Origin of the sequence: Methylomonas sp. 11b, from assembly GCF_000515215.1 — a bacterium.
GTDB lineage: Bacteria > Pseudomonadota > Gammaproteobacteria > Methylococcales > Methylomonadaceae > Methylomonas.
The window spans coordinates 5,186,082-5,207,798 of sequence record NZ_KI911557.1 but is presented as its reverse complement, the minus strand read 5'-3'; the positions used below and the strand labels follow the sequence as shown (position 1 = coordinate 5,207,798).

Annotated in this window: 21 protein-coding genes; 6 read left to right on the top strand and 15 right to left on the bottom strand. The window is 50.0% G+C overall.

What is annotated here, in order from left to right:
- Positions 1–169: 169 nt before the first annotated feature.
- Genes METH11B_RS29635 through METH11B_RS0124895 form a run of 3 tightly spaced genes read right to left on the bottom strand, consistent with a single transcriptional unit; the run spans position 170 to position 4,418 of the window.
- On the bottom strand, positions 170–1,663 hold the full coding sequence (locus METH11B_RS29635) for a putative bifunctional diguanylate cyclase/phosphodiesterase (protein WP_231499671.1): 1,494 nt from the start codon (positions 1,661–1,663) through the stop codon (positions 170–172).
- Positions 1,664–1,691: 28 nt separating this feature from the next.
- On the bottom strand, positions 1,692–3,395 hold the full coding sequence (locus tag METH11B_RS29630) for a PAS domain S-box protein (protein WP_026604369.1): 1,704 nt from the start codon (positions 3,393–3,395) through the stop codon (positions 1,692–1,694).
- A gap of 6 nt (positions 3,396–3,401) precedes the next feature.
- Entirely contained in the window at positions 3,402–4,418 is a 1,017-nt protein-coding gene (locus METH11B_RS0124895) for an ABC transporter substrate-binding protein (RefSeq protein ID WP_197027000.1), read from the bottom strand.
- A 397-nt stretch (positions 4,419–4,815) separates the two neighbouring features.
- Here METH11B_RS0124895 and METH11B_RS0124890 point away from each other — a divergent pair, with 397 nt between their 5' ends.
- The 6 genes from METH11B_RS0124890 (at position 4,816) to METH11B_RS0124860 (ending at position 9,644) form a co-directional block, all read left to right on the top strand.
- Positions 4,816–5,577: a helix-turn-helix transcriptional regulator gene (locus METH11B_RS0124890; RefSeq protein WP_026604367.1), complete on the top strand. Its 762-nt coding sequence runs from the start codon at positions 4,816–4,818 to the stop codon at positions 5,575–5,577.
- 252 nt (positions 5,578–5,829) lie between these two features.
- Positions 5,830–6,309 carry a protein tyrosine phosphatase family protein gene (locus tag METH11B_RS0124885; RefSeq protein WP_197026999.1) on the top strand — a complete coding sequence of 160 codons (480 nt, stop codon included), beginning with the start codon at positions 5,830–5,832 and terminating at the stop codon, positions 6,307–6,309.
- On the top strand, positions 6,309–6,770 hold the full coding sequence (locus tag METH11B_RS0124880; protein WP_026604365.1) for a methyltransferase family protein: 462 nt from the start codon (positions 6,309–6,311) through the stop codon (positions 6,768–6,770). The genes METH11B_RS0124885 and METH11B_RS0124880 overlap by 1 nt, the downstream gene beginning before the upstream one ends.
- 50 nt (positions 6,771–6,820) lie before the next feature.
- Positions 6,821–7,225, top strand: a complete 405-nt coding sequence (locus METH11B_RS0124875; protein WP_026604364.1) for a hypothetical protein — start codon at positions 6,821–6,823, stop codon at positions 7,223–7,225.
- Between the two features lie 20 nt (positions 7,226–7,245).
- Entirely contained in the window at positions 7,246–8,364 is a 1,119-nt protein-coding gene (locus METH11B_RS0124870) for a DJ-1/PfpI family protein (RefSeq protein WP_026604363.1), read from the top strand.
- A gap of 848 nt (positions 8,365–9,212) precedes the next feature.
- Positions 9,213–9,644 carry a hypothetical protein gene (locus METH11B_RS0124860; RefSeq protein WP_197026998.1) on the top strand — a complete coding sequence of 144 codons (432 nt, stop codon included), beginning with the start codon at positions 9,213–9,215 and terminating at the stop codon, positions 9,642–9,644.
- 481 nt (positions 9,645–10,125) lie between these two features.
- On the opposite strand, the gene METH11B_RS0124855 is transcribed toward METH11B_RS0124860, so the two are convergent.
- From METH11B_RS0124855 to rpoE, 12 genes are all read right to left on the bottom strand, one after another.
- Positions 10,126–11,778 carry an ATP-binding protein gene (locus METH11B_RS0124855; protein WP_026604361.1) on the bottom strand — a complete coding sequence of 551 codons (1,653 nt, stop codon included), beginning with the start codon at positions 11,776–11,778 and terminating at the stop codon, positions 10,126–10,128.
- A complete protein-coding gene (locus METH11B_RS0124850) occupies positions 11,775–13,049 on the bottom strand; it encodes an HD-GYP domain-containing protein (protein ID WP_026604360.1) in 1,275 nt (424 codons plus the stop codon). Before METH11B_RS0124850 ends, METH11B_RS0124855 begins: the two co-directional genes overlap by 4 nt.
- Positions 13,039–13,281, bottom strand: coding sequence for a hypothetical protein (locus METH11B_RS0124845; protein ID WP_026604359.1), 243 nt, complete (start codon positions 13,279–13,281; stop codon positions 13,039–13,041). The genes METH11B_RS0124850 and METH11B_RS0124845 overlap by 11 nt, the downstream gene beginning before the upstream one ends.
- A gap of 109 nt (positions 13,282–13,390) precedes the next feature.
- Positions 13,391–13,918, bottom strand: a complete 528-nt coding sequence (locus METH11B_RS0124840; RefSeq protein ID WP_231499669.1) for a hypothetical protein — start codon at positions 13,916–13,918, stop codon at positions 13,391–13,393.
- Between the two features lie 185 nt (positions 13,919–14,103).
- Positions 14,104–14,832: a hypothetical protein gene (locus METH11B_RS0124835; RefSeq protein ID WP_026604357.1), complete on the bottom strand. Its 729-nt coding sequence runs from the start codon at positions 14,830–14,832 to the stop codon at positions 14,104–14,106.
- Positions 14,819–15,883 (bottom strand): hypothetical protein, encoded by a 1,065-nt coding sequence (locus tag METH11B_RS0124830; RefSeq protein WP_026604356.1) that lies wholly within the window; start codon positions 15,881–15,883, stop codon positions 14,819–14,821. The genes METH11B_RS0124835 and METH11B_RS0124830 overlap by 14 nt, the downstream gene beginning before the upstream one ends.
- Positions 15,876–17,132, bottom strand: coding sequence for a hypothetical protein (locus METH11B_RS0124825; protein WP_026604355.1), 1,257 nt, complete (start codon positions 17,130–17,132; stop codon positions 15,876–15,878). Before METH11B_RS0124825 ends, METH11B_RS0124830 begins: the two co-directional genes overlap by 8 nt.
- Before the next feature lie 43 nt (positions 17,133–17,175).
- A complete protein-coding gene (gene cysK, locus METH11B_RS0124820) occupies positions 17,176–18,084 on the bottom strand; it encodes a cysteine synthase A (RefSeq protein ID WP_026604354.1) in 909 nt (302 codons plus the stop codon).
- Between the two features lie 13 nt (positions 18,085–18,097).
- Positions 18,098–19,501 (bottom strand): DegQ family serine endoprotease, encoded by a 1,404-nt coding sequence (locus tag METH11B_RS0124815; RefSeq protein WP_026604353.1) that lies wholly within the window; start codon positions 19,499–19,501, stop codon positions 18,098–18,100.
- A gap of 43 nt (positions 19,502–19,544) precedes the next feature.
- The gene (locus METH11B_RS0124810; protein ID WP_026604352.1) at positions 19,545–20,489 is read right to left on the bottom strand and encodes a MucB/RseB C-terminal domain-containing protein; all 945 of its coding nucleotides are present in this window, start codon (positions 20,487–20,489) and stop codon (positions 19,545–19,547) included.
- A gap of 4 nt (positions 20,490–20,493) precedes the next feature.
- The gene (locus METH11B_RS0124805) at positions 20,494–21,000 is read right to left on the bottom strand and encodes a sigma-E factor negative regulatory protein (RefSeq protein WP_020482181.1); all 507 of its coding nucleotides are present in this window, start codon (positions 20,998–21,000) and stop codon (positions 20,494–20,496) included.
- Between the two features lie 10 nt (positions 21,001–21,010).
- Positions 21,011–21,601: an RNA polymerase sigma factor RpoE gene (gene rpoE, locus METH11B_RS0124800; protein ID WP_020482182.1), complete on the bottom strand. Its 591-nt coding sequence runs from the start codon at positions 21,599–21,601 to the stop codon at positions 21,011–21,013.
- Positions 21,602–21,717: the final 116 nt, after the last annotated feature.

The following is a 21,717-nucleotide window of genomic DNA, read 5'->3' as shown; positions in this document are numbered from 1 at the left end:
CAAAGGCGACGTTGCCGACCTCAACCAAACGGCCAAATAGCAGCCTTTGGCCGCTACTGTTATGCTCTTAATTTCTCCATTCATTTGAGATTCTAATGACTATCGTCAAATGTTGAATCCTCTCAATTTCCTAGCTACCAAACCCAGGAAAGCAATCCAGGAAAAATCGCTAAGGGTGATCGGGCCAGTGAGGTTGTTTACTCCAATTAGTGTGCCAATCAAGCATTTCCTCAGCAGGCATGGGTTTGGCTATGCCATAACCTTGTGCCAACTCACAGCCGAGTTGCAGCAATAAGTCCCCATGTTTCTGACTTTCAACGCCTTCGGCAATAACCTGCTTACCAAAAGCGGCGGCTAAACTAATGACGCCATTCAAAATGGACAGATCGTCAGGATCGTCAAGCATGTCGCGCACGAAGCTCTGGTCAATTTTCAGCATTGCGACCGGCAAACGTTTCAGATAGGTTAGAGACGAATAACCGGTGCCAAAATCATCCAGAGCGAATGCCACCCCCATCTCGCTACAGGCGTTAATGACATCGGAAACATGGCTAATGTCTTCTAGCGCACTGGTTTCCAGTACCTCAAGCTCTAGGCTATTGTGACTAATTGCTGTATGGGCCACCAGCAACTGTCGCAGACGGTCGACAAAGTCCTTTTGCTGCAACTGGCGGGCACCGATGTTGACGCTAACCGGTATTTTCAACCCGGCGTTGTGCCAGATCTGTATTTGGGTTAGCGCCGTGTCTACTACCCATTCGCCAATTTCGACAGCCAGCGGATGCTCCTCGATTATCGGCAGAAATGCGGACGGTGGGAGCAGGCCGCTTTCCGGATGTTGCCAGCGGATTAACGCTTCCGCACCAATGACGCCTCCAGTACGAAGATTCACCTTGGGTTGGTAATACAACACCAGCTCATTTGCAACTAAAGCCTGCCTGATACGATTCAGTGATTCATGATGATTGCGTATACTGATGTCTTGGTCGGCATCGAACATATAAAATCGGTTTTTGCCGGCCAGTTTGGCCTGATACATGGCCTGATCGGCTTGACGTAGGAGTTGGTCGGCATCGACATCGTCGACCTGTGGAAAAAAGGTCACACCTAAGCTGGCCGAAACAGTAAACGCAATATCATCAGTCTCTATCGGTTTGGAGGCGGCGCCTAACAACCGGTTTAGCATGGGGATACTCGACGCCGTATCGGGCATATTCGGTAACACCGCGACGAATTCGTCGCCGCCAATTCTGGCCAAGGTATCTACTTCGCGCAGGGTTTGTTTCATCCGTTCGGAAACAGCCATCAACAACCGGTCGCCGGCCGCATGTCCATAGGTATCGTTAATGGCCTTGAAACCGTCTAAATCCAGATAGACTATCGCCAACAACCGTTGATCTCGATCCGTCTGCGCCATGGCCTGCCGCAGGCGGTCGGCTAACAGCACGCGATTGGGGAGGTTGGTCAGGGCATCGAAGTGCGCGATATGTTCCAGTTTTTTTTCATGCTCCTTGTGGGTGGTGATGTCAGAGAATAAGGACACGTATTGGCAGACATTGCCTCGAGCGTCTCGTATCGCGCTGATGTTTTCCATTTGGGCGTAAACTTCGCCATTTTTGCGTCGATTCCAGACCTCGCCATACCAGTGGCCGTTCTCAAGCAATTGACGCCAAAGCCTAGTATAAAAGTCACTACCATGGGATACCGGAACTTAGAATGCGCGGGTTACGGCTAACCGCTTCTTCGCGACTGTAGCCGGTAATCTGGACGAATGCGTCGTTGACTTCAATGATCCTCCCGTCTGTCTCGGTAATCATGATTCCCTCCCGAGCATTCGCGAAAACACTAGCGGCAAGCTGCAGTTTCTGTTGGGCTTGCTTACGCTCGGTGATATCGGTATGCGTCCCAATCATTCGCAATGGTTTGCCGTCGTGGCTCCGACTTACCAGCATGCCGCGCGCATGAATGTATTTATAGCTGCCATCCTTGCATTTCATCCGAAACTCTATGGAATAATTCGAGGTCTGGCCAAGCAGATAATCCTGAAGCATTGCGGTGACATCGGCTCGATCATCAGGATGAAGCCGATCAGCCCATTCCTGTTTAACCGCGCGAATGTCTTCGTCGGAATACCCTAACATCTCCTTGTAACGCTGGGAAAAATTCACCTCGTCCGTGACGATATTCCAGTCCCAAACGCCGTCGCCGGAACCTTCGATTGCGAATTTCCAGCGAAATTCGCTTTCGGCCAGTTGGGCCTCTGCGTGTTTACGTTCGGTAATATCCCGTGCCGTAGCATAAGTCACTCCGTCGACTCGATCAAAATAAGCCGTCCAAGACAAATAAACCAACTTGCCATCTTTGCAAAGGTAACGGTTTTCAAAAGCCATGGATTTTTGACCCAATATCTGGTGTGTCATTTCATCCTCGGTTTTTTGTCTGTCCTCGGCAAACACAAAGTCTATAAAAGGCTGGGTCAACAACTCGCTTTCGTCAAAGCCTGTCAGCGAAATAAATGCGGGATTGACTTGCTTGAAACAACCTTTGGGATCGGCTATACACATCGGCTCCGTGGTGAGTCGGAAGAATCGGAAATACTGCTCCCTTTCTTGTGCAAGGCGCTCTCGTTCGACGATTTCCGCCTGAAGCTGCTCGGTAAATGTCTGTAAGCGAGCCGTCATCGCATTGATAGAGGCAGCAAGCTCGCTAAATTCATCCGTACCGTCGCAGATAATACGGTAATCCAGATTGCCCCCGGCAATCCTCTTAGCTCCTTGATGCAAGGGCAATAATCGCTTGTTGATCAACCTACTGAGTCGCATCGAGCTTAGAATAGTGGTCAGTGCCAACAGCAAGGCGAATAGACAGACAATGCCAACCAAATATTGGTAACTTTTCTCAACCCGCTGGGCGCTGATATCCAGTAAGGCTGAAGCCAAATTAAGGCTCTTGGTGGACCTTAGCAGTAGTTGACTAACGAGTCGATGATCTAATTCCTCATAAATGCGTCGCTTATCGGTTACGCTTTTTAATGACTCGCTGTTTTCGACAATGCGCTGAAAAATATTTGCGGATTCGCCAAAACTCCTGCGCAACTCCTTCAAAACAGGCTCATCTTCTTGGTGGCCGTGTTGAGCCGAAATCCGGTCTATCACCTGGTTGACTATTTCCTTGTGGATGTCCCATTCCCCTCGCGCCCGCTCCTCGCGATACAGGAAATATTGGTCCCTGAAGACAGTCAGGTCGAAAAAACCATGATGGAGTTGGTCCATCAGCACGTAGTCGTTTTTTTCATGCTGGTAATGCACGAACGCCCAGAACAGGATTGGCAACAATACGATCACTGCGGTGATGGTTGAAGTTGACAGGATTTGTAAGCGTTTGATGACCCGCATGCTGGTCTAACGGTATAGGGTTAAGATTGCAGGTTTGATGGCCGCTAGACTATCCATATGAATAGATTGCTGGAAGTTAGGCATCGCGACTTGATCGGTTAGCCGGTTTTTCATTGCCCATCGGGTTTCATCTTCCAGGGTAATCAGCAGAGTTTGATCGAGTGTCAGCTCATAACTGAAATCGTCCCAGACACTCTTGATCAGCCCCAACTCGACCTTAGTTGCGCTTGCCATGATGGTTTGAGCCGCATCCGGTTGTTCGGCCACGAAACGTTCGGCCTTGAGCAAAGCGCGCAGAAAACTTTTGATTGTTTCGGGCTTTTTTTCGATAAACGCTTGCAGGACAGCGATATTGAAAGTTTCGGTGTAGATGTCCCGGTCGTAAAAAACCGTCACAGCAGAGCCGAGTTGTCGTTGAATTTGTATCAGCGGGTAGTTCCAGGTGCAAACTGCATCGACCTTTTTGAGGGTGAGACTCTCCTGCATTTCCTCGGGGTTTAGGGCGACAGGTTCAATCTCGGATCTCATCAGGCCGGATGCGGTCAAAATTGAATCCAGAAAAAATTCGGATGTGGTGCCGGGAGTAAAGCCCACGCGCTTGCCCTTTAAGTCCGAGAGTTTGGAGATGCTGGCATCTTGTCTGGCCGCAATCGCATGATTACTTGAACTGGTGACGATGTTGGCGATTACGGCGACCTTTTCTCCACGCAATATACTGAACATCAAGGGCGTTTCCGCGACGGTTGCGAAATCGGCTTTCCCCTCAACCACCGATTGTAAGGCGGCCTTGCCGAAGCTATGTATTTGAGGTTCAACTTCCAATCCTTCCTCGGCAAAATAGCCTTGCGCCATGGCGACATGCATCAGCACGGATTCCGGTTGATAAGTGAAGGCTACAGTGATTCTGCTGACGGACTTTGGGTTTTGTGGCGACGATTCTTGGCAGGCGGCCAATAGCGTGCAGTAAATTAATATGAGGAGGGATTTTGCCAGGATAGAGCCGCCGTGTCTGACATAAAACACTAGTTCAATACTCTCAAAAACGATCAAATTTGGTCAAGCGGCAAGGAGATAATAGCGGACCTGTTATGGCGTGCGACTGCTGCCGCGCACCTGTTATACAACAACTCGCTTGGTTAACCAAACACTTTCAGAAAAGGATTAAACGCCCTAAATTGTTGATTACCTTGGGCGTTAGTGCGTCTTTGCATCGGTCGGCAGCCGAATTGATTGAAGGTGGATTTAGTTGCTTAGTTGAAATCGGCTGGTCCGCAATTGGATAATAAGCTGAATCTGCGTTCGTGGAAGTAGTCTGGTTTGAATGATAATGAAACCCAACTAGAAGCCATTTAAGCTGGGTACGCTACCGCTCCACTCAGCCTACGGCCCTGCCAATCGGTATAGCTCGGAGTAGTATGAAATGAAGACGACAGGAATCGGGCGTATCGTGCTTTGGCGTGGAGGAAGTCTGTGGATCGGTCGAGCTGGTGAGCCCACGGATTTTCATTCCCATCATGCAGTCCAGATCACGTTGTCATTCTCCGAAGGCGGGATGCGATTTCGGCGCCCCGACGGAAACTGGAATGCCTATAATTCGGCAATCATCGCTGCGCACCAGCCTCACGCATTCGAGGCGCGTGGCGAGTTTGTTGCGATGATCTTTGTTGAGCCGGAGTCACGCGAGGGACGGGTGCTACACCAGTTATATCTCGGTGAGGGGATTTCGGCGCTTGCCTTTGGAACGCTTAAACTCGAACGTGCAGCCCTCGCCGCCTCCTACATGGAGGGCGCCCTAGATTCAGAACTCGCCTCCTGCGCACGATTCGTGATTACCAAACTTGCCGCAATGACCACGGTTCCGGTGGTAGCGCTGGATAAGCGAATTGAATATGCTGTGGAACTATTGCGTGAGAATATCGGTGAAACGGTTCAGCTTGCCGATATTGCTAATGCCACCTGTCTTTCTCCAGATCGCTTTCGCCATCTCTTCATTGAGCAAACAGGTATGCGGTTTCGGCCCTACCTGCTGTGGCTGCGCATCGAAATCGCGCTCACTGCATTAGCATCTGGCAGCAATCTGACCGAGGCTTCGTATGCCGGCGGATTTGCAGACTCCGCGCATTTTTCGCGGACGTTCAAGCGCATGTTCGGGATTGCGCCTTCTAGTTTCCAGCGCGAATAGCCGTTTCGTTCAAGCCGTAGCTGATGTGAGCTCGTAGACTAGGCCCCGCATCAAATCAATTTGAAAGGAAACATCTCATGAATAAAGCCTATGAAATTCTCTGTCACTGCGCCCCCTGTCCATGTTCGCACTTTAGCGTTGGCAGCCAAAAAACCATAGAGCAAAATATTTTTGCCCGCAGTTCGCTGGTCGGGTGTGCAACAAGCGTCCGGACAAGTCTGTTTAGCTGATATGAGCCCCAAGATACCATTCATGGACGCTGAAAACATTCATCAAGTATTTGACTGGCTCTGGACTTCCGGCCAATTATCTGAAAGGGACATTGCAAGTCTGACGGACCTTGGAATAGACGCCGTGATCAATTTGGCTCCCCCAACGTCATCAAACGCCCTATCCGGTGAGGCTGAATTTGTTACACGGCAAGGAATTACCTACATTCATATTCCCGTAGCTTGGGAGCAACCCGAGCTTCATCGGCTAACGCAGTTTTTCAGCACACTCAAGGCCCTCGAAAAGCGTAATGTTTGGGTGCATTGTGCAAAAAACATGCGGGTATCGGTTTTTATATACCTCTATAGGAGATTATGTCGCCTAGAGAGTGAGGAAGAATCAGTCCATCCAATGCAGGAGCTTTGGGTGCCCAATCAGACATGGCAAACATTCATTCGTAATGCTTTGAGTATGCACTCTAGCCCTACATTAAAGTTTTTACATCAGCCGGAATCTTCATAATGAACGCTATTGAACTCAGAGTTCCACCCGTCGCTTTGTCACTTTTCTTTGCAGGCACAATGTGGCTTACATCAGTGCAGTTTCCGGTTATGTCCCTTGTCATACCCGGGCGTCTTATCATATCGGTTGCATTGTGCGGTATTGGCATCGTCTTCGCTGTTGCCGGCGTAATAGCATTTCGTGCTGCCAAGACAACGGTTAATCCAACACGACCAGATGCCGTGTCTACCTTGATTAGTTCGGGCATCTATAGTTTCAGTCGGAACCCCATGTATGTCGGCTTCTTATTTGCGCTAGGCGGCTGGGCATTTTTTCTCGGGCATGTCCATGGATTTATTCTCTTGCCGGCGTTTGTCATATATATGAATCGCTTTCAAATTTCACCCGAGGAAAGAGCGCTGTCTTTAAAGTTCGGCAAACATTTCGTCACCTACACGCAGTCCGTTCCGAGATGGCTATAAGACATGACTCGACGGTCACTAAATTCAAACATTAGATAGCTGGAACCAAAATGGAATATCTCGCAGGTATTATCATCGCCTTAGTTGTTTCGTTGTTCGCTTCACTCGTCGGCTTTGACAAGGAACGTAGCTTCTACCCAACCGTGTTGGTAGTGATTGCATCCTACTATGGTTTATTTGCGGTGATGGGCGGCTCGTTTCAGGCTGCCCTTAGCGAGTCAGTCGTAATGGCCGTATTTTTAGGTGCCACTGTTCTTGGCTTCAAACGCAATTTGTGGTTTGTCGTTTTTGCGTTAGTTACCCATGGCATATTTGATTTCTTTCACGGCCATCTCATTTCCAATCCAGGCGTCCCTAATTGGTGGCCAATGTTTTGCCTGACCTACGATGTGGTGGCCGCAGCGTATCTCGCCTATCTTTTGCGGCATTCAAAAGTCATTGCAAATGCGCATTGACCAATGATTGAGGAAAGCAAATGAAGTGTTCCGCTTTGATAAAAATTACCAGTTTCGCGATAGTGCTGCTTGCAGCGTCAACGTACTACACGCGATCATGTCTGGGCGCAGAATCCGCACATGCGAACATCGCTGAACTGACGAAGAACTCGCTCACCCTTCCAGCGCCGAAAGACCGGCGTTTACGTCCGCTGGTCGTCATACTTGCCGACAATGCCGGTACAGAAACCACTGATTTTGTAATTCCTTACGGAGTCTTGAAGGAATCCGACGCAGCAGATGTGGTGACGGTTTCGACTGAGCCGGGCACGGTTGAGCTGATACCTGCGCTGCGGATACGCGCGCATATGACGATAGGGCAATTCGACGAATCAACCCCGAACGGAGCCGACATTCTGATTGTTCCCGCCATGGATAGAGCGGAAAATCCGGTGTTGCTCAACTGGGTGCGAGCCCAGTCCGAAAAGGGCGCGACAGTGGTATCGATTTGTGAGGGCGCACGAGTTATCGCGCATGCAGGACTACTCGAAGGCAAAGCGGCGACCACACACTGGTCTGGTTTGGAGGAAATGGCTAAAGCATTTCCTGGTACGACATGGGTGCATAACCAACGCTTCGTTATTGACAGACAGGTGATGACGACCACTGGTATCAGCGCTTCCCTGCCGGCATCGTTGGCGCTGGTCGAAGCGATTGCCGGTCGGCATGCTGCCGAGCTTACTGCACAACGACTGGGCCTGAGCACTTGGAAAATCGATCACGATACGTCTGCGTTCACTCTAACCGCAGACCGCATCTTTCTCGCAGCCGGCAATTGGCTCGCCGTGTGGCGACACGAGGTTGTCGAAATACCCGTTGACGGCGGTTTCGATGAAATTTCCGTGGCACTCATGGCGGATGCGTGGTCCCGAACCTTTCGCTCCGAAGCATTGGCGACGAATGTAAGCGGTGCGGTGCGATCCCGCCACGGCTTGCTCATGGAAACTGAGGCCGGCTCCGAGTTGGGTCGATATGTCCTACCCGTTTATGCCGGCACTTCGGCGAGCGCATTGGATGCGGCAATAGAAGGTATTGCCGGACGCTATGGTGCGCCGACTGCCGATTTTGTGGCCCTGCAATTCGAATATCCGCGACGGTAGTTCAATGCCTCATGCCTAACTTTTTAGACTCTGATGTAACTGATGTGAGTAGCTGGTTAATGTAAACATGACTTATAGTAAACTTTAAGGGTCAGGCTGCGGAAAACTGCGCGTCCAAGGAAAAACTGCTTCGGTTTGACGGCCAGTTAGCTTGCTTGGAATTGGGGCGATTATCGGCCGAAACGCATTGCTCGGCACGAAGTACGGAAGGCCCAGACGAAGAAAAATCTGATTATCGACTATATGAATCCGTTGCAGCGTTTGGCCGCTGGACGCCCATATCAATTCCTCCATTAGTCATAGAAAAATTGAGATTTGCCTGAATGAGGGCTTAGGAACATCGTTAGCCGCTCGCGATCTACGATTTGGTGACACCTTTTGGCCAGGTCGAGCCAAAGAGGACGTAAGGTTACTTGCCGAAAAGCTGCCATTCGCTGAATCAGAGGCCGGTTTTGGCCGAATGGGAGCATTTGAACTGGATAGCCATCAGCCCAACCAAACGGCTCGTCGGCATTGCGATCAAATTTAAATCCGTTAACAAATCAACCCCTCTTAATATTAGAGTTCGGATAGGTTTGAATCCTTGCCGATTTTCCACTACACTCAGCCGGCAACCGGTAGGCGAATCATTATAGACGTTTATTAGTTATGCTTTGCTGATCGGTTGTTTAAATAGGCGGTTTAAGCATGCAGAGACTGCTATCTCTCTACCCTCCCCTTTAATTACTGGGATTCGATCCGTTCGATACAAACATCGACAGGCATCCCGGTATCAATTTTTTTGACAAGGAGCGATTATGAACAACGATTTAGTCAAGGGCTAACTCTCCGCCGACCAACAGAATGCCGTGATGGGTTTGATCGGTCAAATTCAAAACCTGTTACCGTTTTTGATCGACTTAAACGCCGACGAGCGCCGGGCCTTGCCCAAGCTGGGCGATAAGAGCCGGGCGTTTGTGGACCAGGGCTTGGTGTTGGCCGTGCAAAATCCGGGCATCTTGCCTCGCAATTTCGATTTGGACGAATATCAGCGCGACGTGACCTTAGTCAGGCAGTTAGAACCGCTGGTGTTGGCCTTGGGCCAACTGCAAGGCCGGCTGGAGGATACGTTTTTGGCGGCAGGCAGCGATGCTTACAGCCAGACTTTACTGGTTTATCAAGCGGCGAAACTGGCCGGCAAGAATGGCGCGCTAGAACAACACCTGGACGGTTTGAGTCGCCGCTTCGCCAGAAAATCGACCAGCGCGACCGCCGCAGCAAATCCCCCGTCCGCTCACTAATCGCCCTCCCCGATTCGACTTATTTTCTTGGCCATTGGACAAATTTTCTGCAACGGCCAAGTTATTTTCTCCATCATTGGACAAAATAACGCCAACATTTTAGCTCGGAGCTTGAACGATGCAGTTCTGAGTGAGAATGATCGAGAAAATAGCTCGGCCGTTCTAGCTCAGAGCTCGATCAATTGAGAAAATTTCTCGGCCAATTGAGCTCCGAGCTTGATCGTTCAAGAAAATTTCTCGGTCATCCAAGCTCCGAGCTTGATCGATGCAGAAAATAACTCGAACATTGCTGATTGGAAACGATCACGGACTCTCCCGCCGGAACCATTCTCAGTAAACAACAGCTGTTCACCATTTGTCGGGGAGAATAGGCATAACGGCAAATTCGCTAGAGATAAACAAGCTTTTCGGATCGAATTATCCTGATTACCTCGACCGTTTAGCATGGTGGATTGCCTATAGGCAAATGGCGGAACGCCTGTCAGCTAGTCCGCGGCAAACATACGCGAAAGCAAGTGCCCTTACCGAGTTCGCTCTTCACTTCTATCCGCCCGTTGTGCTTTTTAACGATCCCATAGGATAACGATAGACCCAGGCCTGTGCCCATGCCGACCGACTTGGTGGTAAAAAATGGGTCGAAGATTTTTCCGAGCTGTTCGGGCTTGATGCCCTTGCCGGTATCCTCCACCTCAACCCAGACGCTTTGCTCGTCATAAGCGGTGCGAAGCGTAATTCGGCCATGATCCTCGATAGCTTGCACGGCATTGATCAGCAGGTTCATAAACACCTGGTTAAGTTGGGACGCGATGCAGTTGATTTCCGGGATTCCGCCATATTCCTTAACGACGTCGGCTTTGTACTTGATTTCGTTCCATACCACGTTAAGCGTGCTGTCGAGACCCGACTCAAGATTCGCCGATTGCTGTTCCAGTTCGCCAACGTGAGAGAAATCCTTCAGATCTTTAACGATGCGCCGCACTCGCTGCAAGCCGTCGAGGGATTCCGCCAGAAGGTCGCCGATATCTTCGCGCAGATAGCCGATATTAATTTCCTGTTTGAGGTGCGTAATATTTTGCAAGGCCTCATTCACCAACGACCCTTCGATCCGCTCGTATGCCGCCAACAGTCTGAGCATCCCATCGACATACTCCTGCAAGGTACTCAAGTTGGAGTTGACGAAGCCAATGGGATTATTGATCTCGTGAGCCACGCCGGCAGCGAGCTGGCCTATCGAAGCCATTTTTTCGGATTGCAGCAGTTGCATCTGAGTTTCTTCAAGCTGCCCGATAAGCTCCTCTTGACGTGCCTTCTCGGCCAACAATTGCGTATTCGCCATTTGCAGGGATTCAGTGCGCTTTCGCACCTGCTCTTCAAGTTCGTCTCGGGAATCGCGCAACGCTTCCTCGGCCCGTTTGCGTTCGGTAATATCGTTGAAGCCGAAGACGCGGCCGATGATGTGCTCGCCTAGATATTGCGGCCGCGATCTGCATTCGAAAATCCGGCCATCATTGAGACTCAGGATATCTTCGGTTTCGCTGTTGCCGACGAGTTCCTGTAGGCGAATACGCAATACTTCCGGCTCGGCAACCAGCCCGGCAATGAACTCGAGAATATCCGCTTCCTCCCTCTCCAGCAGCAACTCGTCGGAAATGCCCCACATGCTGCTGAACTGGCGGTTCATGTTGGCGATCTTGCCATGCCAATCGATGACCAGAATGCCGTTGCCTGTCGATTCCAGCGTTGCCCGCAGTTGCGACAATATTTGGGCCAGGGCATCCTCGGCCTTGTGTTCGTTCTGTACATCCCTGGCCTGAATCAGAATCAGAGGGCGCCCTTCATGGTGAATGACCTTGACGGATTTGGTCACCGTCAGCATCGAACCGTCGGCGCATTGGTAAAGTCCGTCCTGGGTCTCGATATCCTGGTATTGCCCGTTACGGACGTCCTCCCAATAAAAGACGTCTTGCAACGAACTTTCGATATTCGTGATGGCCATAGCCAGCAATTCCGCTTCCGAATAGCCAAGCATCTTCTCGACCATCTTGTTGGCAATGATGATCCGCAACTCACCGGGTTCAACCAGCAACATCATATGCTGGCTGTAATCAATCATCAGATGTTCGAGGCTGCTCATCTGGCGCTTTGCTCCTGGCCGGGATTGTTCGGATCGAAATAATAATTGACCCGCTTGCGTGGACTGAGATAGTTGTATATTTCCCGCGGAACCTGCGCCGGTCTGATCGCCTTCGCGATATTCGCATCCGCTTCGCACGCCATGTCCACCAGGATCGCTTCATCCCTGGGAATATCCGCATCGTAAATCAGCACCAGCGGTTTCATCGGCTTGGCCGTATTGACGGTGACGACCATGCCGATCACGCCATTGGAAAACTGCACGATCGTGCCGGGCGGATACACACCAAGACAATGGATGAAGACCTGAAGCAACTTCTGATCGAATTTGTTGCGCAACTTGGCGAACATCGTCGACAGAGCCTCATGAGGTGTCAGCGCATCGTTAATATTCATCGGGTTGCACAGTTCATCGTAATGGTTGGCAATGACGACAATGCGGGAAAGTAAACTGATCGCTTCGCCTTTCAATTTACTGGGGTAGCCGGTCCCATCGAACAGTTCGTGATGTTCGCGGATGATGGCCAAGACGGCAGGTGCAAGCCCCAGTCGCCGGCCGATATCCGCGCCGTACTGGCAATGCATTTCGAATAAATGACGCTCAGCCTGATTGAGCGGCTCCTTTTTCATCAGGATCTTTGACGGAATCTCCTTATGACCAATATCGTGGAACAGCGCGCCCAGCCCCAAGGTGCCGACCACCTCTTGGGGCAATTCGATGTCGCGCGCCATCATCAGGGACAGCATGGTGACATTTAAAGAGTGGTAATACATTTCCTCGGCCCCCGCCTTGCCTATCATGACGTGTATAGCAAGTTCCGGCGCGCAAAGCAGCGAGTCGACAATTTGGTCCACCAATTGTGTCGCCTTTCGCAAAGTCTCCGCCGGCATGGTATACAGGCTTTTCTCGATACCGTGTATCGTTTTAGCAGTATCGATAAAGGCATTTTCGATCCGTGCCGCCGCCTCTCGCTGCTGCTGGATTCGCTCGACTAGCGCCAGTTTGGTCGCCAGCGCCGGCAAAATATCCGGCTTGGTTGCAACCTGTGTTTGCTCTACCTGCTGTGGTTTTTTTGGCAGTGGATTGACATCGCTGAGGGCCGGATCGTAACGAATTGACTTCAGCCCAAGACTCTGGAGGGTCTTGATCTGTGCCTCGTTCTTTATCTTGAAATGGCTGAACGAGAATGGGTGATCAAACCACTTGAGATCGAGGTGAATATACAACCCGATTCGCAGCTGATCCACGGTAATGTTGAAGTCATCTTGCATCGGGATGGGCGGTCCGATCAACTTTTGTCAAATGGAAGAATGCCGAATTCATACCGTCTCTACCAATACTCTGCCCCAGGCCAATCCCAGCTTTGCGATCATCTTCAAACGGATTAGACGCGCCCTCAGTGTGTTTGTCCAAAAGCGTATGGGAAATAAGGAAAATAAGCAAACCAGGGAACTGAATAGCAAGTAATTCTCCTCTCTGCGATCCGCTAGGGAATTGCACCATGCGTTGCTATTCCTTCTGCATCCATGCGTTGGTCCATCAGCAGATAGCTAAGAATTGCCAGCTATTGCGTTAGCAATTACAAGAACGTGTTTAGCTTGATTTGTGGGAACTACCGGGATCTTTTATCCCGTTCCGGTTCCAAATATTTATGCCGTAAATCGACATAATTGCCGCCTATCCATTGCCAAAATGTCGCTGCTGCTTCCGGGTCGGTGCTGATTAATTTCACGGCTATCGCGCCGTTACTGCTGATATCGGTAATCTGTGCGTCGATGTCGATGCTGGCTTTGGTTTTGACAACGCGTCTGTCGGTATCGACCCGAAAAGTCACCGGCTCGCCCACTTGAAAGAGGATGTCGCGTTTTAAGCCGCCTAGAAACTTTAAGCGATATTCCGGAACGGATTGAAACGGCAATACAAACTCGGCATGCCAACGAAACGGCGGACACTGGATAGGTCCGGCGTTTTTGGGAAAGTGCACGGTGTAGCCGTCATCGACTTTGGCTTTAACCACCCCCCGGGTATAAATTTCGTGGCAATTGGTGAGCACTGCATCACCAGGCTCCAGGCCATATTTTGCAGCGTTTGCAGCCAAGCTGTTGAAAGCCAGGACAAATCCCAAAACGATTATTTTCATGCTGCTCTCCTGATTATTATTGTTAACTTTCATCCCTAAACTTTCGGCTCGGCCAACCGCATACTCGACATCAAATCCAATCCCTAACTTCGCGGGTGTGCCCTCAGTCTGTATCCGCCACCAGGCGTTGTCAATATGTTGCATGCAATGAAGCACAGCAGCAGACAGAAAACCCAATCTAATCTTTATCTCGGTTGCGGCGTGCTCGGTTGATATGGGCCAAGCAGGCTGCGCACCAAGGTATTGGTTTCGTCTATATCCACAGTGATCATGTGCCCGGTGTTAGTGCCTAAATAGGCCTGCATTGCCGCCGCCATATAAGGGAACACGAGGCGCAAGTCATTGCTGGAACCGTTACTTTGCACGCTGGTTTTCCATAGCTGTTTGCGTTGTTGCTGTTGCAAATAGGCTTCTTTATCGCAGGCTTCCAGCACCAGATAGCGCCGAAATGTCGTATAGGATTCGGTCCGTTGCGAATAGCCGCCGACGCCGAAACCCGGATAATAGCCGTTGTAAAATCTGGACATTCGGTACGGATAGTAATAACCCATGTCGTTCCACAACGGTACCTCGTAAGTGTATTGATGCACTTCCGGGGCACCGACACCGTAACTCAGGAACATCACCAAGTTGCTGTCCTGGATACTGTTGGCCTTGCTGTAACCGCGATTAGCCAGGACTTTTTCGATATAGGTTTTAAACTCGATAAACTGCAAATCCTGTTCGTTTGCGCCGGCATTGCCCGGCAATACGACGAATCGCATATTGCTTTGCGGAGCGCTTACGGCGACTAGCGAATCGATTTCCGTGCGAAATTGCAGCGGACGTGGTGTGGTGCTGCAAGCCGCCAGCAAGCCGGTCAACAGCAAAACCAACACCCGGTAACTTACACCTATCAATTTATTGCTCTGCATGATCACTCCCTGTTTCGTTCGTTGAACTATTCTCTTGCCATAAGCTTTGCGTGCGTTGCTGCAAGCGAATGTCGGCAAGTACCTTTTTATCGTGCAATTCCGCCTGATGGGTCAGTTGTTCTGTAAGTTGCTGACTTTCTGCAAGCCTTTGCCTAACCTGCTGGGTTTCCTGGGCCAGCAACTCCGCTTCCAGACGCATAGCCTTTAATTCGTTTTCGTGGCGTAGCTGTTCGGCATACAAACGCTTCTCAAGTTCCAGTTGCTGACTAAGCTGATCTTGTTTGTCTTCCAGCAAGCGCCGCTGTTTTTCCGCTTCCTGAGCCTGCATCTGCAATTCCAGCTCGGATACGCGACGCAAATGTTCCAGTTGCAGGCGCTTTTCGTGTATTTCCTCCTCTTCCAGCAACCTCTGCTGCCGGGATAGCTCTCGGGTGCGTTCTTCATTCAACTCAAAAGTCTTTTTCAACACGTTCAGATAAACACTGTCGCGGCCCAACTGCACGCTCGGAAATTCGTTAAAGCTGGCAGTGAGACTACAGAGGGCTTGCGATTGAATATGCTGTTGCATCAACACTTGGTTAATAGCCAGCGCAATGCGTTTCTCGGTGTCAATTAGACCGGTTTGAATCCAGTTGCCATCAGCCAGCGTTTGCAGTTCAAGATTAACCACATCGTCGATAATGTCGGCATACAACTGCTTGATGTGTTGGTTAATCGTGGGCAGCATTTCACTATTCTTCAACACATAAGCCAAAGTAGCCTGAAAGCGCAAATCTAGCGCCAAGTCCACCGTGCAAAAATCGTCGAACATACTCAGCTGCCGCCGGTATTGCCAGCTTTCTATCGTCAGAGGGTGAATGTGGTGATAGAAGCGTTTGACGAATTTCTTCGGACGTAAAAAAAGTTTTTTATACGGCCCGAGTTTTAGCTGCACCACTTGCCGGTCGGCGTCGAAACCAGCGATCCATTGCTCCGCCGAATCGGCAAGTGACTCTTCGAATAAATCGCCGCCTGCCAGCCAGATTTCCAATTCGCTACCGGCGCTATTCATGGCTAACAACACCGGCTGCGGCAACCGCTTTTTGTTTAAGCGCGGCGATTTTGTCGGACATTTTTTCCGCAATCAGCGGGTAAAGATTCGGCGCAAACTCCACGGTTCTATCGTCCACTTTACGCAAGAAGCCGCGACTGAGCAGCAAGCCGACCACGAACATGCGCGACCAATCGGAATAGCGTCGGGCTTTTTCCAAGTCGGACTTTTCGATGACCATTTCTAGTTCGTCATTTTCGTTGATCCGAAACTCGGTGAATTGCCGTAGGCATTCAAACACCAGTTCTTCTTCCTGGATCGTTAACGGTCCCGGTGCGGTAAATTCCAAGCGGTAAGACAGTAATACCGTGAAAAAATCCACCATCGCCGCACAGGCAAATGCGAACCAGGAAAACCCGCGCCACATCGCGAACGATGGCTTAACTTCTTCGACAAACTGTTTATAAGTCATTAGCAAGGGCGCGTCGGGTAAAGATAAGCCCATGCTGCTGGCCAGTTGATTCACGCCGAGTTGAATATCCTGATAATTCTTTAAAAATTGTGAATAAGTGGCTTCCTTGTCGTTAGTCACATCCAGTTCATTCAGGTTACTTTGCAGCAGCCTAATATTGCTGTCCAAGGTTTGAAACGCTTGTTCCTGCTGTTGCAAGGCCTGCTTTTTTTCTTGATAAATCTGATTGTAGTGGCGCCAGAACGGCCCTTCTCCCACCTGATTTTTATAGCCGGGTCCAATTTGATTATGCGTGCCAAAATACGCCTGACTGGCATCCAGCGAAGCTTTTTCCAGATCAAGTTTTTGTTGGTGCAGCATCTGGCTTTTAACTTGCAGAATGCCGTCCACATAGCTTTTAGTTTGCTGTCTTAACTCATTCAGCCGATTGATATGCAGGGTTTCCTGCTCGGATATTTCGTAAAACTTGAAATAGGAAAAAGTCACCGAAGCGGCAATCGCCACCGCTAGAGACGCTACCACAGTAAAATAGCGCATCCTGTTGGCTTTCCAATGGATGCCGGCCATTTCCAAAGAACAGATAACGATGATGGATTGAATGGCGACGGTAATCACCAACGCAATCCAGGGCGTAATAAAATGCGATAAACCGTAATAAGTGGTAAAGCCGGACGACAGGCTAAGCATCAGGACGATGGGTATCGTCCAGATACGCAACATGCTGACAAACAGGGTTTGAATGCGGTTGATAAAATAACCGAGTCCGGTGGAACGTATTTTGATGCTGGGATTTGTCATTGTTATTTTTTTTTGCTCCAGCAGAATGCGGGATAAAACGGCGTTAGCTCATACTCAAATAGCGCTCACCGGTATCGTGAATAATGGTCACCACGGTTTTACCGGCACCCATCTGCGCCGCGACGCGTACCGCCGCGCAAACAGTGGCACCGGAAGAAATACCGGCCATAATGCCCTCTTCTTCGATCAGCCTTTTGCGCATCGTAAAGGCTTCCTCGGTCGTGACCAATTCGATACCATCCAGCAGATCGACTTCGAGATTCTTAGGCACAAAACCTGGCCCTATGCCCTGAATTTTGTGCGGTGTATGCGTGCCGCCCGAGATGACCGGGGATTCAGCCGGCTCAACGGCAATCACTTGAAATTGCGGTTTACGGTTCTTGATCACGTCGGCAACCCCGGAAATGGTGCCGCCGGTACCTACTCCGCAAACAAAAGCGTCGACTTGGCCGTCGGTAGCCGACCAGATTTCCTGGGCGGTGGTTTGTCTATGAACTTCAGGGTTAGCCGGATTTTCGAATTGATGGGGCATAAATGCCCCCGGTGTCTGTCTGACTATTTCCTGCGCCTTGGCAATTGCGCCGGTCATGCCTTCAGCACCCGGCGTCAACAAGATTTCCGCACCATACAATGCCAATAATTGCCGGCGCTCGATCGACATAGTGTTCGGCATTGTCAAAATACAATGATAACCGCGGGCGGCGGCAATCATGGCTAAGGCAATACCGGTATTGCCGGAGGTTGGCTCCACAATAGTGCCACCGTTGCGTAAGCGACCCGCTCTCTCGGCGGCCTGAATCATGGCCAGACCGATTCTGTCCTTGACTGAACCGCCGGGGTTTCTCGATTCCAACTTTGCCAGCACAGTCGCGGAGTTTTCCAACACGACTTTATGTAATTTCACTAATGGCGTATTGCCGATCAATTGCGTTACATTGCTGGCGGTAGGCATTGAGTTACCTCAATTATTTCTCGATTTTAAACGCTAAAAACACCGGACTGCCGTTACGTTGTACCAAAAGTGCTATCGATTTTTCAACCGGTAATTTCGCGACGATGGAATTAAACTCGGCGGCATCGCGCACCACATTATTCTGAATGCGCAAAATAATGTCGCCTGGCTGAATGCCGGCATCCATCGCAATACCTTTGTTCACTTTTTGAACTATTACACCGTTTTTTTCCACCTGTGATTGTTGACGTTGTTCGGCGGTTAAATCGGCCACGGCCAAGCCCAGACGGTTCACGGCCACTTCAGGGGTAGCCGCAGGCCCGTTAGCCAAAGAGGAGGGTTGCGCAGGCAACAAACCGATTTTCACACTAAGATCCTGCTTATCGCCTTGGCGAATGATTTTAACCTTGGCTTTTTCATCGATAGGTGTCATTCCCACTCTAGGCGGTAACTCGCCGGAGGTCTCGATTATTTGCCCATTAAACTCGACAATAATATCGCCGATTTGAATGCCGGCTTTTTCGGCCGGTCCGCCTGGAATAACTTTAGAAACCAAGGCGCCGTGCGGCCGGTCCATACCAAACGACTCCGCCAACTGCCGGGTCACGTCCTGAATTTGTACACCCAACCAGCCACGCGACACTTTACCCTTGCTTTTGATTTGGTCGACTACGTTCATCGCCACATCGATAGGAATCGCAAACGATAAACCCATATAGCCGCCGGAACGGCTGTAGATTTGCGAGTTAATCCCTACGACCTTGCCTTGCATATTGAATAAGGGGCCGCCTGAATTGCCAGGATTGATGGCGACGTCGGTTTGGATGAACGGCACATAATTGCCATCCGGCAGACTGCGCCCTTTAGCGCTGACGATACCGGCGGTGACGGATTGATCAAAACCAAACGGCGTACCGATGGCCAAAACCCACTCGCCCACTTGCAATTGCTCCGGCGAACCGACTTCCACTACCGGCAGGTCTTTGGCCTCTACCTTCAACAAGGCCACATCGGTGCTTTCGTCGGAGCCGATCAATTTGGCGATCAACTCCCGGCGATCTTTCAATTTGACGACAATCTCGGAGGCATTGTTGACTACATGGTGGTTAGTCAAGACGTATCCGTCTTTGGAAATCACAAACCCCGAGCCTAGAGAGTTAGTCTCCCGTGGGGAGTTACCACGCCCCGGCCCCTGAAAAAACCGTCGAAAAAACTCTTCCATTTCCGGTGGCATATCCTCCGGCATTTGCTGCTGATCGACGCCGGCTTGCGGGTCGGCGGCCTTTTGGGTCGTGCTGATGTTGACCACCGCATCCCCATTGGTTTTCACCATTTCGGTAAAATCGGGCAATTGCGCATAGCTTGCGTCAATCGCCAATAAAAATATCAAAACTCCATAAAACAGCTTATTAAGCATGTAATCTCCACTCATACATTTGATTTGTTACAAAAAGGACACGCTAACGTAGCGCTATGCCGTCAGCAATTAGCTCGACTGTTTTGGCGGGTACTTCACCCAATACGGTGAATTGGGTATCGCCAATCACCTTACTGAACGAATTAACAGAACCCAGACTATGCAAACCGTTCATACCTTGCGATTCTTTGGCTTCCAGATACACCGACACCGTAGAAAAACCGTCGCTAATCAATAAATGATCTACGGCTTTTTGAGATTGCTGGATAGAATTGCGAATAAAAAATACCGGTTCAAACCCAGCCGGCCAATTCTTCAATACGAATGTGGCGTTTTCAAACGGTTCGGCTTGAGCAGTGTGGATATGTTTGACATGAAAGCTGTTGTCGTCGACATTGCCGGTGTGGGGCTCGGCTAAGGAATCGGTCATTAAATCGGTGAACACTACTTGCTCAAGGATACTGCCGTCCAAATTGTAAACTTCGACTTTCAGCGGCAAAAAATGTTGGGTATCCACCCAGATTTTTCTCGGGTAGCGAAGCGCATCGGTAGGCTCGACACTGACGATTTGCGTCGGCAACATCGCGATGGATTCCTGACCCGACAAAACTAATTGATAATTTTTTTCCAGGTTAGCGGTGTTCTGCGGCAAATTGACGATAAACGAACTATCCAGCGGATGGTGGTTGACCACTTTTTGACTGGTTTCCTTGAATGTGCAAGTCACTTCGTTCGATTTACGCGTCACTTCCCGCATCGGCGAATTCAAAGAAGCCAAGCGTTCCTGTTCGACGCCGTTTTCAACACTATGCTGATATTTCATCGTATCGAGCTGACCGTTTTTCATGAAGATCACGGTACCCCGATAGTTGAGGGTTTTCATCGCCCGGTTCATATGATCCAGCCATTGTCGGGCCGTCACTTGATCCTTCTCGGCAAAAGCGCTTTGGCAAACAACGCATAGCAAAAAAGCTTTTAAAACTCTCACGCGCTTATTCCTGCCGATAGCCCACCACCCGTGCGTAGGGTTGCCCCGCTTGCACGCTATTGACATACATCGCGTTGTCATGAGCTTCCAGATAATCCTTGAATCGAGCATGCATTTCCTCGGCTGACGCCTCTTTACCCTGAGCCACCATCTCGACCGCGCCGAAAGGGTTATGCATTTGCTTATCCACTTTAGTGCTGACCCACACCACGGCCAGTGCTACCGACGCGGCAATCGCCAACGCAGCTTTTTGCCAGTTTACCGCCGACTTTTTCCGAGGTAAGAAATAGGTAGGTTCTTGCCGAATCTGTTCGTGAATCTTGTCCACAAAATCGCTGGTAACGTGAGAATATTCGCCACTCCTCATGACTTGACTGGCAATTTGATAGCGACGCAACTTGTCTTTCAGCAAACCGTCGTTCTGCAAAGTTTTTAATAGCGACAGTGCTTGCTGACTATCCAGTTCGTCGTCTATCAGTTGAGAAAGTTTTTCGTTAAGTTGTTCTTGCATCGATACACCTTTAGTCGAGCAATGGGTTTAATTTTTGGTCTATGGCTTCGCGAGCCCTAAAAATCCGCGAGCGTACCGTCCCGATGGGGCAATCCATTGCTTCCGCGATTTCTTCGTAACTCATCCCTTCAAACTCCCTGAGCGTAATTGCAATCCGCATCTCTTCTGGTAACCTCTCGATAGCCGATTTAATGACCGCCACGATTTGTTCATTCATCAACAAATTTTCCGGCGTTTCTATATCTTTTAGTTGTGGCGCGTTTTCTACTTGTTCGGCATCTTGAACATCAATCTCGTAATCAAAATGACGGCGCGAACGCGACAACAAATAGTTTTTGGCAGTATTAATCGCTATGCGATACAACCAAGTGTAAAAAGCGCTGTCACCGCGAAAATCTCCCAAGGCCCGGTAAGCCTTGATGAAGCTATCCTGCGCCACATCCTGAGCTTCGCTCGGATCCTTGACGTACCGATTCACCAAGTGGACGATCTTGTGCTGGTATTTGATCACCAAAAGATCGAAGGCGGATTTATCGCCTTGCTGCACACGGCGCACCAGCTCTTGATCCAGATCTTCGGTATTCGTTTCTTGTTCGTTCACTGCGCTATTTTGATATTGAAGTGGACAGAATTAAACCTCATTAGTTCTGGCAACACAAAAAAAATTACCGCAAGATTAAAACCAGATATTATTCAAAAACGCTAAAACTATTCATC

What these genes read in the sequence shown, in the direction of transcription:
- METH11B_RS0124805 (WP_020482181.1), bottom strand. Translation starts at nt 21,000, where the DNA reads ATGCAAGAACAACTTAACGAAAAACTTTCTCAACTGATAGACGACGAA.
- METH11B_RS0124875 (WP_026604364.1), top strand. Translation starts at nt 6,821, where the DNA reads ATGGAATATCTCGCAGGTATTATCATCGCCTTAGTTGTTTCGTTGTTC.
- METH11B_RS0124845 (WP_026604359.1), bottom strand. Translation starts at nt 13,281, where the DNA reads ATGGTGCAATTCCCTAGCGGATCGCAGAGAGGAGAATTACTTGCTATT.
- METH11B_RS0124870 (WP_026604363.1), top strand. Translation starts at nt 7,246, where the DNA reads ATGAAGTGTTCCGCTTTGATAAAAATTACCAGTTTCGCGATAGTGCTG.
- METH11B_RS29630 (WP_026604369.1), bottom strand. Translation starts at nt 3,395, where the DNA reads ATGCGGGTCATCAAACGCTTACAAATCCTGTCAACTTCAACCATCACC.
- METH11B_RS0124890 (WP_026604367.1), top strand. Translation starts at nt 4,816, where the DNA reads ATGAAGACGACAGGAATCGGGCGTATCGTGCTTTGGCGTGGAGGAAGT.
- METH11B_RS0124815 (WP_026604353.1), bottom strand. Translation starts at nt 19,501, where the DNA reads ATGCTTAATAAGCTGTTTTATGGAGTTTTGATATTTTTATTGGCGATT.
- METH11B_RS0124830 (WP_026604356.1), bottom strand. Translation starts at nt 15,883, where the DNA reads ATGAATAGCGCCGGTAGCGAATTGGAAATCTGGCTGGCAGGCGGCGAT.
- METH11B_RS0124850 (WP_026604360.1), bottom strand. Translation starts at nt 13,049, where the DNA reads ATGCAAGATGACTTCAACATTACCGTGGATCAGCTGCGAATCGGGTTG.
- METH11B_RS0124825 (WP_026604355.1), bottom strand. Translation starts at nt 17,132, where the DNA reads ATGACAAATCCCAGCATCAAAATACGTTCCACCGGACTCGGTTATTTT.
- METH11B_RS0124835 (WP_026604357.1), bottom strand. Translation starts at nt 14,832, where the DNA reads ATGCAGAGCAATAAATTGATAGGTGTAAGTTACCGGGTGTTGGTTTTG.
- METH11B_RS0124880 (WP_026604365.1), top strand. Translation starts at nt 6,309, where the DNA reads ATGAACGCTATTGAACTCAGAGTTCCACCCGTCGCTTTGTCACTTTTC.
- cysK (WP_026604354.1), bottom strand. Translation starts at nt 18,084, where the DNA reads ATGCCTACCGCCAGCAATGTAACGCAATTGATCGGCAATACGCCATTA.
- METH11B_RS0124840 (WP_231499669.1), bottom strand. Translation starts at nt 13,918, where the DNA reads ATGAAAATAATCGTTTTGGGATTTGTCCTGGCTTTCAACAGCTTGGCT.
- METH11B_RS0124885 (WP_197026999.1), top strand. Translation starts at nt 5,830, where the DNA reads ATGGACGCTGAAAACATTCATCAAGTATTTGACTGGCTCTGGACTTCC.
- METH11B_RS0124855 (WP_026604361.1), bottom strand. Translation starts at nt 11,778, where the DNA reads ATGAGCAGCCTCGAACATCTGATGATTGATTACAGCCAGCATATGATG.